This is a genomic window from Dokdonia sp. Hel_I_53, assembly GCF_007827465.1.
Classification (GTDB): Bacteria; Bacteroidota; Bacteroidia; order Flavobacteriales; family Flavobacteriaceae; genus Dokdonia.
This window is the reverse complement of sequence record NZ_VISL01000001.1, coordinates 2,505,401-2,520,453: the sequence shown is the minus strand read 5'-3', so window position 1 is coordinate 2,520,453 and position 15,053 is coordinate 2,505,401. Positions and strand designations below refer to the sequence as shown.

Sequence of the window (15,053 nt, the reverse complement as noted above, 5' to 3'; positions counted from 1 at the left end):
TTGTCTATTAATTAGTTGTGATTAAAGTAATTCTTTTAGAGCAATCTCAAAAGCGGTTTTACTTATATTTTGTTTACTACTATTATTGCTATAGGTATTTTCAATAGCATTACGAATGGTTTGAGAAGTATCATTAAAGATAGCATCATCTGTCATCTGCACCTTACGTTCCATAAAATATGCAAAAACTCTTGCCATACCACAGTTTGATATAAAATCTGGAATAAGACTCACTTTTGCGTCTGTATGCTCCATAATAGGGCCAAAGAAAATTTCTTTGTCAGCAAATGGTACATTAGCACCGCAAGATATAACTTCTAGACCAGTATCAATCATACTTGAAATTTGTGCTTCTGTTATAAGGCGTGACGCAGCACACGGTGCAAAAATTTCTGTTTTAAGTTTCCAAATACGTTCGTTCATTTCATCAAAAGGAATTAAATCCTTCTCATTCATCGTATTTCCTGTTTTAGAAAGATACATATCTCGTATTTCGTCAAATGTAAACCCATCTTCATTAATAAGCCCACCTACAATATCAATAATACCAACTACTTTGGCACCCATTTGAGCTAGGTAAAATGCTGCTGCTGCCCCTACATTCCCAAAGCCTTGAACGACTGCTCGCTTTCCTTTTACGTCTCCCCCATAAATATTGTAATAATGACGTACAGCTTCGGCTACGCCATATCCAGTAATCATATCTGCTACTGTATATTTACGAGTGACATCTGGCGAAAACAAAGGGTTTTCTATGACCTTAATCACACCTTGACGCAACTGTCCTATTCTATTTATCTTGTCTGCCTCTGTAGGTTGAAAATGACCAGTAAAAACACCCTCTTGAGGATGCCATACACCACTCTCCTCAGTAATTGGGATTACTTCGTGTATTTCATCTACATTTAGATCTCCACCAGTTCCATAATAATTTTTTAATAATGGTGACACTGCTTTATACCATCTTTCTAAAACTCCCTTTTTACGTGGGTCTTTAGGGTCAAAATTAATTCCAGATTTTGCACCTCCTATCGCTGGCCCAGATACGGTAAACTTAACTTCCATTGTCTTTGCAAGCGAAAGCACTTCGTTCATATCTAAACCTTTACGCATACGCGTCCCACCACCTGCAGCACCGCCGCGTAGTGAGTTAATAACTACCCAACCTTCTGCTTCGGTTTCTGGGTCATTCCAATGAAAAACTATTTCTGGAGATTTATCTTCGTAGCGTTGTAAAAGTGCTCTCATATGTGTATTTAATGAATATCCCACAAATATAAGAAACCTCTACCCCTTCTCTATATCTTAACAATTCTTTAAGAAAGAACATTCGTGTTTACTAGTTGTAAATTACTCCAGAGCAATGATCTAAAGATGCTCCAGTAACAGAAGAAAGTATGTTGACTTTATTATCTAACCTCAAAACTCCTAATAATGCAAATATTAGCGCCTCTTTGAACTCTAACATACTTGCATCTGGCACGATAAGAGTTACATCTTTATGAAATGATAATCGTTCTAATAAAAAGCTATTGTATGCCCCACCGCCAGTCACAAAAACGCTAGAATTCTTTTCAAATTGATTAGCAAGCTGGATTGCAATATGCTCTGTGAAAGTTGCAAGGAAGTCCTTGGGTGTGAGATCGGTTGCATCTAATAATGGAAAAACATATTGATGTACCCATTCTATTCCAAGAGATTTAGGGGGAGCAGAATTATAGAAAGCAAGGCTATTTAATTTTTCTAATAATTGATTTTGAACCACTCCCGCTTTCGCGAAAGCGCCATTATCATCGTACTCTGCATCTAGCTTTTGTGCATACTTATTGAGAACAACATTTACAGGGCAAATATCATATGCAATCCTGATATCCTTTCTTTTTGTTGAGACATTTGCAAAGCCTCCTAGATTTAAACAATAATCGTAATGACTAAACAACAACTCATCACCTATAGGCACTAAAGGAGCTCCTTGACCACCTAATACAACATCTTGCACTCTAAAATCACAAACCACCTTCTGACTTGTAAGAGCAGCCAATTGTTGAAGGTTTCCAATTTGAAGTGTGTATCCTCTCTCTGGCTGATGTAATATTGTGTGACCATGGGAAGAAATTATATCAATATGCTCTATTTTAAATTCTTCAATAAAAGTATTTATAACCTCACCTAAATAGCGTGTGTACTCCTCATTTAAGTGGGTTAGATCTTCTTTTGAGAGTGTATGTGCAGCACTCAACTTATCTTTCCATTGTTGAGTGTATGGGTATGTCTGCGCCTTATCTATGAGTGCAGAATATTGTGGCTTTTTTAGGATTTGGACATAAGCACAATCTATCCCATCTAGGCTTGTACCACTCATTACCCCGATAACGTTATAGCTATTTTGTTCCATTACCCTAAATCTATTGAGAAAAAGGCAAGAAACAAGTATCTTTGCACAGATTTTTTACACAATCCTTAATACTTCATACACAATGGATTTTAGCTTAACAGAAGAACATATAATGGTGCGCGACGCAGCTCGCGATTTTGCTCAAACAGAATTATTACCTGGCGTTATTGAACGCGATGAAAAACAACAATTCCCTTCAGAACTTGTACGTAAAATGGGAGACCTTGGCTTTTTGGGTATCATGGTAGACCCAAAATATGGAGGTAGTGGTATGGATGCTATTTCTTACGTACTTATTATGGAGGAGCTTTCTAAAGTGGATGCTTCTGCTTCTGTAATTGTTTCTGTAAACAACTCACTTGTATGCTACGGCCTAGAATCTTATGGCTCTGAAGAACAAAAACAAAAATATCTTACAAAGCTTGCTACGGGTGAGATGGTAGGCGCATTTTGTTTATCTGAACCAGAAGCAGGATCTGACGCGACTTCGCAGGCTACTACTGCGATAGACAATGGCGATCATTATGTACTTAATGGTACGAAAAACTGGATCACAAATGGAGGACGCTCTGATGTATATTTAGTAATTGCACAAACAGATAGAGAAAAAGGACATCGTGGCATCAATGCTTTTATAGTTGAGAAAGGGATGGAAGGTTTTGAAGTAGGTCCTAAAGAAGATAAACTTGGCATACGTGGTAGTGACACACACACCTTACAGTTTAATGATGTAAAAGTTCCTAAAGAGAATCGCATAGGTGAAGATGGTTTTGGATTTAAATTTGCAATGAAAACACTTTCTGGAGGTCGTATTGGGATTGCTGCGCAAGCTTTGGGAATTGCATCTGGTGCTTATGAACTCGCACTTAAATATAGTAAAGAGCGTAAAGCATTCGGCACAGAAATATGCAATCACCAAGCAATTGCTTTTAAACTGGCTGATATGTTTGTAGAAATTGAAGCTGCACGTCACTTAGTAATGAAAGCTGCTTGGGATAAAGACCAAGGAAATAACTATGATCAATCTAGTGCAATGGCAAAACTTTATGCTTCTAAGGTAGCAATGGAGCAAAGTGTGGAAGCTGTTCAGATACACGGTGGAAACGGTTTTGTAAAAGAATACCACGTAGAACGATTAATGCGTGATGCAAAAATCACTCAAATTTATGAAGGAACAAGTGAGATACAAAAGATTGTTATCTCTAGAGGTTTGATCAAGGGATAATTTTTTTTAAAAGCGACCTAATAGAATTGGGTCGCTTTTTTATGATGTCACAATTTAAAACCTCCAGTGCGTTAAATCTATAGCAGCCTCTAACTTATTTTCAGTTTCATCATCTAAATTTGGAAAAAAATCAATTCCTGTAAGTGTTTCAATTTGATCTACTGAAGTTACAAAAGATTGCAATCTTTTCTCTGAAGCTGCATGATTCATTAAAAAAGCTATCATTTTTTTATTTCCGCCAGATTGATCGTAAACAATTTTATAAAAAGATTCTGCCACCGTTACGTTTTCTGTACCTATTGCACCCACTTTATCTTTTAAAACACCTCCTGTAATTACAAAAACTCCATCATATCTTTTTGCCCAATACCGAACCTTCTGTTCCAACCTGTTCCAAACTCCTGCATTAAAAACATGCCTTTGTGGAGTGATATTACTTGTTAAAAAAGTTTCTTCAAATGCTTCTTTACTAAACTCTCGATCGGCTGCTGGACATAGATGACCACGATCATACCCTGAGTTTTTGTAATTGCGCCAGTGAGCAGATTTTGAAGGTACTTTGGGATCTACCTCAAAGTATGGTCTTTTAAAATCTGCATTTACTACTTGATTCTTTTTAAGTTCATAAGCCACCCACTCTGCCTGTTCGTCTGGCTCACTGTAGCTTAATGAATAATAATGATGATGTATTACTTGATCGGTGGTAGAACTTGGCAAAAAATAAGTATTTGTGGTTACTTTAGGCTTCTTACCTTCTTCTATAAGCGGTGCATCTAAAGCCCTATTTGCATACTGTTCAAATGCGTACCAACCTAAGGTAAACAACGCAACTAATAATGGATAAAGGTATTTTCTTTTCATATATGTAATTTAACCCTTTACATCCAGCGCATCTCGAAGTGCATTCCCCACAAGCATGAAGGCCATTACTAACAGCATAATTGCAAGACCAGGAATAATTGCTAGATAAGGTTTACCTAAGATGATATAACTATAATGATCTTTAATCATAGCTCCCCAACTGGGGGTAGGAGGCTGGGCTCCTATTCCTAAAAAACTGAGTCCGCTTTCAATAAGGATAGCACCTGCAAAATTTGCAGCAGAAATAACAATAAGTGGGGCGATGACATTAGGCAATATATGCTTTATAATTATGCGCGCATCTGTATAGCCCAGTGCTCTAGCAGCAGTTACATATTGCATCTCTTTCACTCCCATAACTTGTCCACGAACCACCCTAGCCACTTCTACCCACATAGTAAGTCCTACTGCTATAAAAACTTGCCAATATCCTTTACCTAGAGCTAGCGTGATGGCTATCACAAGTAACAATGTAGGTATGGACCAAGTAACATTTATTATCCACATAATAGCAGCATCGATTTTTCCGCCAAAATAGCCTGCAAATGCTCCTAACAACAAACCTATTATAAGAGAGATAAACACAGCTACAAATCCTATAGAAAAAGATATACGAGCTCCTATAAGCATGCGGCTTAATAAATCTCTTCCATACTTATCGGTTCCAAGTAAGAATTTTGAGGAATTGATATTTGCTTTCGCGAAAGCGTGATAGTCTTCTACACCATTTACGGTTAGATTTTTTACAATTCCAGCGCTTTCATCGCCAGTATACGGAACATACGATATACCATTATCAGTGACTACATGAGAAGTTATCGGTATTTCGGTATCTGAAGTTTTTTTTCCAGAAAACCACTTTAAAAACCAAGACTGTTCAGTGTCAATGTCACTAGGAATTGTCAACATATCAACTTGGAAACCTGGAGGCTGAGAGTGGATGGATAAATGCATTTGGTTTGCATTTTGACTACTATCTGGTGCTATAACATAAGCAAATAATGCAGCGAGCCCACAGAGTACGATATAGACTAAACTCAAAACGCCCCAAAAGTTTTTTTTAAACTTTTGGAGCGCTAGAGCTGTTAATGATTGTGTCGGTTGGGACATAGACTAATCTCTAAGCGTAGCCAGCTTATTCCTTATATTACTAGACTTTAAATCTTTGAGTACATTTAATGCTTCTTCTACATAAACATCTTTTGCTAAACTCTTATGCCAGCGATTACGCTTTTCTTTTAAAATAGTATCTGTCTTGAAAAGTCTCTGCTCGTACGGTAAAGAATTATACTCAAGGTTTGAATCATACTCATCTATCGCATCAAATTTTTTAGCAAATGCCTCGCTTGTTTCTATACGCTCTTTATACTTTTCATATTGTAAAGACCAGATATTATCATCGCGTCTTTCTTTGATCCACTTTGCATATTCATCAATTAGCTTTAAATGCTCATTTTTAGACATACGTGCATTACTCTTTTTGATAGTTTGCTTTAGATTGATATTTCCATCCCATTTTTTATAGTCTGCTGGAGCTATCTTATCCCATGGTAATGGATTTTTTTGATCACGCTCTCCAATATCAACATATTTAAAACGATCTGCTACAACAACGTCACTTTTCACACCTTCGAGCTGTGTGGAACCACCATTCACACGGTAAAATTTTTGAGTAGTAACCTTAAGCGCCCCTAAATCACCATACTGGTTATTGCGCAGCCATGGATTAAGGTCTACTACATTTTGCACTGTACCTTTACCATAAGTTTGTTTCCCTCCAATGATTATAGCTCGTTCATAATCTTGCATAGCTGCAGCGAGTATTTCGCTTGCAGAGGCCGAAATTTCATTTACTAAAATGACAAGTGGGCCATCCCACACAATTGATGGATCTAAATCCTCTAGAACTTCTGGTTCATCTCCATTTCCAGCAACCTGAACAACAGGGCCTTGACGTATAAATAATCCAGCAATATCAACTACTGTTTTTAAAGAACCACCTCCATTGTTACGAAGGTCAATTACAAGTCCTTCTACACCTTCTCTTTTTAATCGCTCAACTTCTCTCTTTACATCCTTTGCAGCATTTTTTTCTTTATAATTTTGCATGTCAAAGTAAAACTTTGGAAGATTGATAAGTCCGTATTTACGGCCATCCTTTACAACTTTGGCAGAACGGGCGTAGACCTCCTCTAGCTCTACAATATCACGTTCTATCGTGATGTTTTTAGTACTCCCGTCAAGCTTCGTCTTAACTGATAGCGTTACCTTGGTACCCTTAGGTCCTTTAATAAATTCTATAGCATCCTCAAGACGCATACCTACCACATTCAGTGCATCTTTTTCATCTTCCTGCTTTACTTTAAGAATCACGTCTCCTTCTTTGAGTTGCTCGCTTCTCCAAGCTGGACCACCAGAAATTATATCAGTTACACGAATTTCACCATTCTTTTTTTGTAAACGAGCTCCTATACCTTGAAACTGACCACTCATTTGTGTATCAAAACGATCTTTTTCTACAGGAGCGAAATAATAGGTGTGAGGATCAAAACCTTCAACAATTGCGTTTAAAAAAATCGAAAAATAATCTTTGCGCTCTAATTCATTTGTAAACTCAAAAAACTCTTTCGTGTTATCAGTTACTTCTTGACGTGATTTTAACTCTAGCTCTTTATCTGAAAAGGTTTCCTTTAAACTTTCGATTTTTGAGTCTTTTTCATCTAGACTGGCTTCTTCATCATTCTTTTTATCAAAATAAGCACTTAACGCATTTAACTTAAGTTGCTTTCTCCATCGGTCTCTTAATTCTCTTTTATTCTTTGCAAAAGGCGACTTTTCATACTCTGTATTCAAATCTTCATCTTGGTTAAAGTCAAAAGGTGCCGTTAAAATTTCTTGCTGTATAGCCTGTGCTTCGTGTGTACGTTGTTTTAAACGCTCATAGGTGAGATTAAAGAAACTGAGATCTTTATCTCTAATCGCATCATCAATTTCATACTTATATTTTTGAAACTCATCTATATCTCTTTTGTAAAAAAAGCGACGATAAGGATCAAGAGCATCTATATAGTCATCAAATACTGCCTGTGAAAACTCATCATTAATCTCCTTAGCGTTATAATGACCGCGTGAAAGAACATAAGAAATAAGATCTAATAATATTTTATCCTTATCTGTATCTTCAAATGATTTTGTTGTAAAACTGCAACTAGCCACTGAGAATAGTAAGGCTAGTGCAATGAGTTTTAAATTCCTTTTCATAAAATCTTCTATTTGCATATTAACTACAATGTACATTAAAAATTGTGCCACAAAAAATCACAACCCAATATTCTTTGTTAAACCTCATCAATTTTATAAATGAAATGCAATTTACGTATTTTCGTAGTTAATTTCTAATACAGTTTTATGACTACAAAACCTCTCATTCTAGTTACTAATGATGACGGAATTACAGCCCCTGGAATACGTACATTGATACATGTAATGAAAACAATAGGCGATGTGATTGTAGTAGCCCCAGATAGTCCTCAAAGTGGCATGGGACATGCCATCACTATAAATGATACTTTGTATTGTGATCCTGTAACTTTGGAGCCAGACGCTACTCATAAAGAGTATACGTGTTCTGGAACTCCAGCAGATTGTGTTAAACTTGCAAACCAACAAATTGTTCCACGTAAACCAGACATTTGTGTAAGCGGTATTAATCATGGTAGTAACTCTAGCATCAATGTGATTTATAGTGGTACTATGAGTGCTGCCGTAGAAGCTGGTGTAGAAGGAATTCCTGCCATAGGGTTTTCTCTTTTAGACTACAGTCATGAGGCAGATTTTGAACCCTCAAAAAAATATGTAGAAAAAATAACTAGGCAGGTTTTAGAAAATGGACTCCCAAAAGGAATTGTTCTCAATGTAAATATCCCTAAATTACCAGCAGGCGAGATAAAAGGGATTAAAATTTGCCGTCAGGCAAAAGCACAATGGGTTGAGGACTTTGATAAAAGAACAAATCCAATGGGCAGGGATTATTACTGGCTTACAGGCGAATTTGTGAATCAAGACAAAGGAGAAGATACAGATGAGTGGGCTCTTTCTAAAGGCTTTGTATCTGTTGTGCCGGTTCAGTTTGACCTTACAGCACATCATTTTATTCAAGAACTCAATGAATGGGATCAATAATATCTTTAATTAGATTACTAAAACTCTCTTCAGAAAAATAGAAATAGGGGGAGATATAATTTCTCGCTTTCGCGAAAAGTTTATTTAAAATAAATTATTTTTCGATCATCAATTTTTCGCGAAAGCGTAAAAAATAATTATCCATGAAAAAAGATATTTTAATAGGAATCCTTGCTGGAATTCTAGCCAATGCGTTAGGAATCATCCTGTACATTTTACTTTTCTCAGACAAGGGCAGTGATGCAACTATTGAGAAAGCTCTTGCAGAGGGGTACCTAGGTAAAATTATCACTCTAGGTGCAACACTCAATCTCATTACTTTTTTTATTTTCTTAAAGAAAAATGAGATTTATAAAGCTCGCGGAGTATTGCTTGCTACTATAGGGATTGCTATAATTACTATGCTATTAATGTTTTATTAATGAGATACTATATACTTGCAGGCGAGGCTAGTGGAGATTTACACGGCTCTAATTTAATGAAAGCATTATTTAGAGAAGACCCTAATGCAGAAATACGCTTCTGGGGTGGTGACTTAATGCAAGAAGTAGGAGGTACACTCGTTTCTCATTACAAGGAGCGTGCGTTTATGGGTTTTCTGGAGGTTCTTACGAATCTAAGAAAGATTACTAAATTCATTAAGCAGTGTAAAAGAGATATTGCTCGTTTTGAACCAGACGCCTTGATTTTAATTGACAATTCTGGATTTAACTTGCGTATTGCGCAGTGGGCAAAACCATTAGGAGTAGCTACACATTACTACATAAGTCCGCAGGTATGGGCCTCTAGATCAAGTCGTGTAAAAGCTATAAAAGCGAGCGTAGATCATATGTATGTAGTACTACCTTTTGTGAAAGATTTTTATGCTTCTTATAATTATGATGTGCATTTTGTAGGACATCCACTACTGGACGCTATTTCTGGAAGAGATCAAGCAGATCCAGGGCTCTTTGCTAAGCAACATGATTTGGATGAAAGACCTATAATTGCTTTATTACCCGGTAGTCGTAAGCAGGAAATTACAGCAATGCTAGATATCATGCTGAGTATTGTAGATTATTTCCCTAACTATCAGTTTGTAATAGCCGGAGCACCTAGCCAAGAGGAGTCTTTTTACAGCCCTTTTCTTGAAGATTTCCCTGTAAAACTAATCATGAATAAAACCTATGACATTTTGAGCTTTGCAAACGCCGCTTTAATTACCTCTGGAACTGCTACACTTGAAGCTGCAATTTTTAAAGTTCCTCAGGTGGTATGTTATAAAGGGAATGTCATCTCTTATCAAATTGCCAGACGCATTATAAAAACTGCTTATATTTCTCTTGTAAATCTTGTTATGGATCGAGAGGTTGTAAAAGAATTAATTCAAGGAGAACTGACCACAGAGAATTTAAAGGCTGAGCTTGATAAAATTACAAGCGATACTTCCAGAAAACAGTTATTTAGTGATTATTACGATTTAGAAAAAAAATTAGGTGGCTCTGGAGCAAGTTCTAAAGCTGCTAAATTAATTGTGAAAGAGACTAAAAAGTAATTACCTTAGTTTATATATGACACCCCATCATTATTTATGAAACAGTTACTCACCTCGTTACTTGTATTGTTAGTACTCACTTCTTGTGGGAGCTCAAAAAAATCTTACAGAAAAGCTCCTCGAATAGGAAAAACAGAAAGAATCATACAGAATGCCCAATCTTATAATGGCACTCGATATAAATTTGGAGGAACTACCAGAAAGGGTATGGATTGTTCAGGACTTATTTTTGTTGCATTTCAAGAAGAAAATATCGCGTTACCACGTGTTTCTAGAGAAATGGCAAAAAAAGGCCAGCCTGTGCATGGAAAAAATATTGCAAAAGGAGATTTATTATTTTTTAAAACCAGTAAGACTAGAAACCGTATTAATCATGTAGGCCTTGTTACAGAAATCAAGAATGGACAGGTCTATTTTATACACGCAACCACTTCCAAAGGTGTCCTTACATCAAATCTTAATGAACGGTATTGGGATCGTGCTTTTGTCATGGCAAAACGACTACTTTAAGAGGATTAAACTCATTTACAATTATTTAACTATCTTCATGAAGTAATTTCTTACGAGATTTTTCATTGAAGAATATTAATTTCCCTATACTTAATATATTACTAGCATTTATTGCTGGTATCCTTATTTACGGTAGGCTGGAGCATACACTTCTCGAGATACTACTTTCAGTGATATTCTGTTTTATTACATTAGTATCACTTCATATTGCAGCGGGTAAGCTATCCTTTTCTGAAATTCCTTTTATTATTGTTGTTCTATTTCTGTTTATTGGGTTAGGGTATCTAAAATCATACTCTACGGATCAACGTGTTAATGATAGACATTATTTACACTTGCTAGAAAAGCACCCTCAAAGACTATTATTTTCAATAAAAAATCGGCTCAAGTCAAGTCAATTTCAAGATAAGTATATAATAAGTGTTCATCTAATCGATCAAGAACCTGCAATAGGTGATCTACTTCTGTCTGTAAAAAAAGATAGTGTTTCCAAGAAAATGGCAGTAGGAAAATGGTATCATGCAAAGACTCTTATATTACCTCTTCCATTTCAAAAAAATCCTTATCAGTTTGATTATGGAAACTATTTACAACAAAGACAAATCTATGGACAGTTGTTGTTATCTGAACAGGAACTCATTCTTTCTAATAAAACATCCAGTGGCTTCATGGTGAGCGCATCACGCTTTCGCGAAAGCGTACTAAATAAGCTTCATTCTTGTCATTTTACAAAAAGCCAATTTGCCATTATGGACGCACTTCTTCTAGGGCAACGTGAAAATATTGACAAAAAGCTTACTGATGACTATGCTGCAGCAGGAATGATGCACATCCTTGCAGTATCGGGATTGCATGTAGGGATCATTCTTTTAATCTTACGTTTTCTTACTCGTTTTATAAACTGGTATCGATTAAGGTGGTTTCGCTCATTTTTAATTATCATCTCAATATGGTGTTTTGCCCTTGTTACGGGATTGTCTCCTTCTGTATTACGTGCGGCAACCATGTTTAGTTTTTTAGAGATTGGAAGTTCTCTAGGTGGAAAAAGAAAATCAAAAGATGCAGTGCTGGCATCTGCTTTATTCTTGCTTGTATACGACCCTCTTTTGATCTATCAGGTAGGCTTTCAATTAAGCTATATGGCTGTGATGGCAATTCTATGGATTCAGCCTTGGCTCTCCTCTTTTTACAAACCAAAATACTATATAGATAAGTTGCTTTGGGGGGTTGCGACAGTAACTATCTCAGCACAACTTGGAGTTGTACCATTAAGCCTATATTATTTTCATCAATTTGCTGGTTTATTTTTCTTGTCTAACATTATCGTTTTACCTTTTTTGACCTTGATACTAGGATATGGTTTATTAATAATTTTAATTGCGCTAATTGGGGAAGTTCCAACAGTTTTTATTAAAACGTATGGATGGATTATTGACTTAATGAACTCCTATATACACTGGATAGCAAGTCAAGATCTATTTGTACTAAAGCATATTACTTTAGGTATACCTTTACTAATAGCGTCTTATATTTTAATCATCTCCATTATTTTTCTTCTAAAGAAATATACGGCTCTTAGAGTCTATATCGCAGCATTTAGTTTAATGTGTTTTACATGTGTATTATTAGAAGAAAAAACTAGAAACTCTCCATCTCACCTAGCGATATTACATAAATATAAAACTTCTACAGTCACAGTACTTAAGGGTAATAAATTATTAGTTTTTAAAAATGATAGCACTGAAAGTTTTAAACCTAATTATATCATTGATGCTTATAAAGATGCAGTAACCATTAATAAATTAAGTGTACACGCTATGTCTAATTATTATCGCTTTAATGAAAAAGAAATTCTTGTTGTTGATAGCTTAGGCATATATGATATTCCTGAAACGCGACCTAATTTTATTCTGCTATCTAATTCTCCAAAAATTAATTTAAGACGATTAATACTAGTACACCCAAAAGCCACAATAATAGCAGATGGATCTAATTACAGGAGTTATATCCAAAAGTGGGAGAAAACATGTCTAAAAGAAAAAATCCCTTTTCATAACACGTATAAAAAGGGAGCTTTTTTAATTAAATAGCATGATTACTTTGACCAAGAGTATTTAAAGTCTTTTTGGTATTGATCCCACTTCTCTTGAGTAGTTATTTCTTTGTAATCATCATTTGCTACCATTTTTACGTAAATTTCAAGTCGTTGTGGTGTGTGATACCCTGTGATAGGTTGGATATAGTTACCATTCTCATCAAAAAACACCATACTGGGATAAGCTCTTACTTTTAGTCCTTGAGCAAATTCATGCTGGGAATTACGTCCTTTTCTTTTAGGATCGTGTCTAGGATTCGTATATGTATTACCTAGATAATTTATAAATTCTGTGCCTTCTGCATTAAACTTTACAGCATAGTAATTTTCATTGATGAATTGTACTACATCTTTATCTACAAATGTATTTCTATCCAGCATTTTACAAGGTCCACACCACGTAGTATATACATCCATAAAGATTTTTTTAGGAGTCTCTTTTTGAGCTGCTAGCGCTTGATCCATAGTGATCCAGTTAATTTGTTGGGCACTAAGCGTGGCTGTAGAAATAAACAATAAAATATATACTAACTTTTTCATTTAATTATTTTTATAGATCTAATATACAATCAAAACGATTTAGACAAAAAACGTTCCAAAATTGGAACGTTTTTTAATTAAAGTAAGATATGTAACATTTTATCTGATTCCGTGCATCATTTTAATTAAAGTTCTATTTAAAGCAAGCATTAAAAGCCCTGCTCCTACAGGTACTATTGTAAAGATCATAAAGAACGTTGCCATTCCGTATTCTTCGACAATTGGGTCAATATAACTACCTGTAATACCAGCTGCAAAATTTGCTATAAAGTTTGCCACAAACCAAATTCCAAACATTAAGCCAACAAGTTTTGCTGGAGCTAGTTTACTTACATAAGAAAGACCTACTGGAGAGACACATAGTTCTCCTAATGTATGGAACAAATATGCTAGTACAAGAAAAATCATGCTTACAGAAGCAGTCTTTGCTCCTAATGGAATACCCATAGATCCATAAGAGAGTATTCCAAACCCGAGACCTAATAATATTAGACCTATGGCAAATTTTATTGGACCACTTGGATTGAATTTACTTTTCCAAATTTTAGAAAACAATGGAGCGAATGCGATGATAAAGAAAGAATTTAAAATACCAAACCAAGACGCTGGTACTTCTGGAGCGTCATCAGCAAATTGACGAGAAAGCATCCATATTACAATCCCCCAAATTATTACAAATCCTACTCCCAATATAATGTTAGAAAGTGCAAACTTTCCAAAAGTCTGTCTAAATAACAAACTCAAAACCCAAGTAATAATTATCATTGGAACAACTGTGAGAAGAGTATTAACAATTTTGAAAGTCATACCACTACTTCCCTCTAGAACTCTATCTGTATAATCTGCAGCAAAAATGGTCATTGAACCACCAGCCTGCTCAAATGCCCACCAAAAGAATATTGTAAAGAAGGCTAATACACCTATAACAATCAATCTATCTCTAGTAACCTTAGATTTTTTTGATTCATCAACAACGTCTTCAATTTTGTCAATAGCATCTTCAACACTATCTTCAAGAGCATCGTCGAACTCCTCCGATTTTTTTGGAGAAAGACCAATCCTTCCAAATATATCTTGTGCAAAATGAAACTGCAACATCCCAACGAGCATGAAAATTCCAGCTAAACCAAAACCATAATGCCATCCTACACTTTCCCCAATGTATCCACACAAAAGAATACCTAAAAATGCTCCAGAGTTAATACCCATATAAAATATAGTGTACCCAGCATCTTTCTCTTTCCCTTGATCTTTGTAAAGCTGACCTACCATTGAAGAAATATTAGGCTTAAACATACCATTCCCAATAATTAAAAGTACAAGTCCAGCATAAAAGAAAAAGTCTGCTGTCACTTCAAAAGCCATAGATGCATGACCTAAAGTCATTAACAAAGCTCCTATAACTACTGCTCTCCTGTATCCAGTTATTTTATCTGCAATTAAACCCCCAAAAATTGGAGTTACATATACGAGTCCTGTATAGAATGCATATAGTTGAAGAGCTTCTGCTCTTTCCCAGCCCCATCCTCCATCGAGCACAGCTGAAACTAAGAATAGCACTAGTAATGCACGCATACCATAGTAAGAAAAACGCTCCCACATCTCTGTAAAGAATAGGACAAACAGACCAGATGGATGCCCAAGTACTGTTTTTTGATTGGTTAGAGAACCTCCGTATTTAAATTCCATATAAGTGATTTTTTGAATAAAA

General features: G+C 35.7%; 13 protein-coding genes. 6 read left to right on the top strand and 7 right to left on the bottom strand.

Going from position 1 to position 15,053, the window contains the following annotated elements:
- Positions 1–21 precede the first annotated feature (21 nt).
- Complete coding sequence (locus tag OD90_RS11285) at positions 22–1,248, bottom strand: Glu/Leu/Phe/Val dehydrogenase dimerization domain-containing protein (protein WP_144669272.1); 1,227 nt, start codon at positions 1,246–1,248, stop codon at positions 22–24.
- Between the two features lie 91 nt (positions 1,249–1,339).
- Positions 1,340–2,395: an anhydro-N-acetylmuramic acid kinase gene (locus OD90_RS11280; RefSeq protein WP_144669271.1), complete on the bottom strand. Its 1,056-nt coding sequence runs from the start codon at positions 2,393–2,395 to the stop codon at positions 1,340–1,342.
- 82 nt (positions 2,396–2,477) lie between these two features.
- Between OD90_RS11280 and OD90_RS11275 the strand changes: the two genes are divergently transcribed.
- Positions 2,478–3,620, top strand: coding sequence for an acyl-CoA dehydrogenase (locus tag OD90_RS11275; RefSeq protein WP_144669270.1), 1,143 nt, complete (start codon positions 2,478–2,480; stop codon positions 3,618–3,620).
- Positions 3,621–3,674: 54 nt separating this feature from the next.
- Here OD90_RS11275 and OD90_RS11270 read toward each other — a convergent pair whose 3' ends face one another.
- The 3 genes from OD90_RS11270 to OD90_RS11260 are packed head-to-tail and all read right to left on the bottom strand — an operon-like array spanning position 3,675 to position 7,742.
- Positions 3,675–4,481, bottom strand: coding sequence for a DNA/RNA non-specific endonuclease (locus OD90_RS11270; RefSeq protein ID WP_144669269.1), 807 nt, complete (start codon positions 4,479–4,481; stop codon positions 3,675–3,677).
- 9 nt (positions 4,482–4,490) lie between these two features.
- A complete protein-coding gene (locus tag OD90_RS11265) occupies positions 4,491–5,591 on the bottom strand; it encodes an ABC transporter permease (protein WP_144669268.1) in 1,101 nt (366 codons plus the stop codon).
- Between the two features lie 3 nt (positions 5,592–5,594).
- Positions 5,595–7,742 carry a carboxy terminal-processing peptidase gene (locus tag OD90_RS11260; protein ID WP_144669267.1) on the bottom strand — a complete coding sequence of 716 codons (2,148 nt, stop codon included), beginning with the start codon at positions 7,740–7,742 and terminating at the stop codon, positions 5,595–5,597.
- Between the two features lie 147 nt (positions 7,743–7,889).
- Here OD90_RS11260 and surE point away from each other — a divergent pair, with 147 nt between their 5' ends.
- The 5 genes from surE (at position 7,890) to OD90_RS11235 (ending at position 12,797) form a co-directional block, all read left to right on the top strand.
- Positions 7,890–8,663, top strand: coding sequence for a 5'/3'-nucleotidase SurE (gene surE, locus OD90_RS11255; RefSeq protein WP_144669266.1), 774 nt, complete (start codon positions 7,890–7,892; stop codon positions 8,661–8,663).
- Positions 8,664–8,806: 143 nt separating this feature from the next.
- Entirely contained in the window at positions 8,807–9,085 is a 279-nt protein-coding gene (locus OD90_RS11250) for a hypothetical protein (protein WP_144669265.1), read from the top strand.
- Positions 9,085–10,197: a lipid-A-disaccharide synthase gene (gene lpxB / locus OD90_RS11245; protein WP_144669264.1), complete on the top strand. Its 1,113-nt coding sequence runs from the start codon at positions 9,085–9,087 to the stop codon at positions 10,195–10,197. The genes OD90_RS11250 and lpxB overlap by 1 nt, the downstream gene beginning before the upstream one ends.
- Positions 10,198–10,233: 36 nt before the next feature.
- A complete protein-coding gene (locus OD90_RS11240; RefSeq protein WP_144669263.1) occupies positions 10,234–10,707 on the top strand; it encodes a C40 family peptidase in 474 nt (157 codons plus the stop codon).
- Between the two features lie 65 nt (positions 10,708–10,772).
- A complete protein-coding gene (locus OD90_RS11235; protein ID WP_144669262.1) occupies positions 10,773–12,797 on the top strand; it encodes a ComEC/Rec2 family competence protein in 2,025 nt (674 codons plus the stop codon).
- 5 nt (positions 12,798–12,802) lie between these two features.
- Here OD90_RS11235 and OD90_RS11230 read toward each other — a convergent pair whose 3' ends face one another.
- On the bottom strand, positions 12,803–13,342 hold the full coding sequence (locus tag OD90_RS11230; protein ID WP_144669261.1) for a thioredoxin family protein: 540 nt from the start codon (positions 13,340–13,342) through the stop codon (positions 12,803–12,805).
- Positions 13,343–13,441: 99 nt separating this feature from the next.
- Entirely contained in the window at positions 13,442–15,031 is a 1,590-nt protein-coding gene (locus OD90_RS11225) for a peptide MFS transporter (RefSeq protein WP_144669260.1), read from the bottom strand.
- Between the last annotated feature and the right edge of the window lie 22 nt (positions 15,032–15,053).

What these genes read in the sequence shown, in the direction of transcription:
- OD90_RS11285 (WP_144669272.1), bottom strand. Translation starts at nt 1,248, where the DNA reads ATGAGAGCACTTTTACAACGCTACGAAGATAAATCTCCAGAAATAGTT.
- OD90_RS11280 (WP_144669271.1), bottom strand. Translation starts at nt 2,395, where the DNA reads ATGGAACAAAATAGCTATAACGTTATCGGGGTAATGAGTGGTACAAGC.
- OD90_RS11275 (WP_144669270.1), top strand. Translation starts at nt 2,478, where the DNA reads ATGGATTTTAGCTTAACAGAAGAACATATAATGGTGCGCGACGCAGCT.
- OD90_RS11270 (WP_144669269.1), bottom strand. Translation starts at nt 4,481, where the DNA reads ATGAAAAGAAAATACCTTTATCCATTATTAGTTGCGTTGTTTACCTTA.
- OD90_RS11265 (WP_144669268.1), bottom strand. Translation starts at nt 5,591, where the DNA reads ATGTCCCAACCGACACAATCATTAACAGCTCTAGCGCTCCAAAAGTTT.
- OD90_RS11260 (WP_144669267.1), bottom strand. Translation starts at nt 7,742, where the DNA reads ATGAAAAGGAATTTAAAACTCATTGCACTAGCCTTACTATTCTCAGTG.
- surE (WP_144669266.1), top strand. Translation starts at nt 7,890, where the DNA reads ATGACTACAAAACCTCTCATTCTAGTTACTAATGATGACGGAATTACA.
- OD90_RS11250 (WP_144669265.1), top strand. Translation starts at nt 8,807, where the DNA reads ATGAAAAAAGATATTTTAATAGGAATCCTTGCTGGAATTCTAGCCAAT.
- lpxB (WP_144669264.1), top strand. Translation starts at nt 9,085, where the DNA reads ATGAGATACTATATACTTGCAGGCGAGGCTAGTGGAGATTTACACGGC.
- OD90_RS11240 (WP_144669263.1), top strand. Translation starts at nt 10,234, where the DNA reads ATGAAACAGTTACTCACCTCGTTACTTGTATTGTTAGTACTCACTTCT.
- OD90_RS11230 (WP_144669261.1), bottom strand. Translation starts at nt 13,342, where the DNA reads ATGAAAAAGTTAGTATATATTTTATTGTTTATTTCTACAGCCACGCTT.
- OD90_RS11225 (WP_144669260.1), bottom strand. Translation starts at nt 15,031, where the DNA reads ATGGAATTTAAATACGGAGGTTCTCTAACCAATCAAAAAACAGTACTT.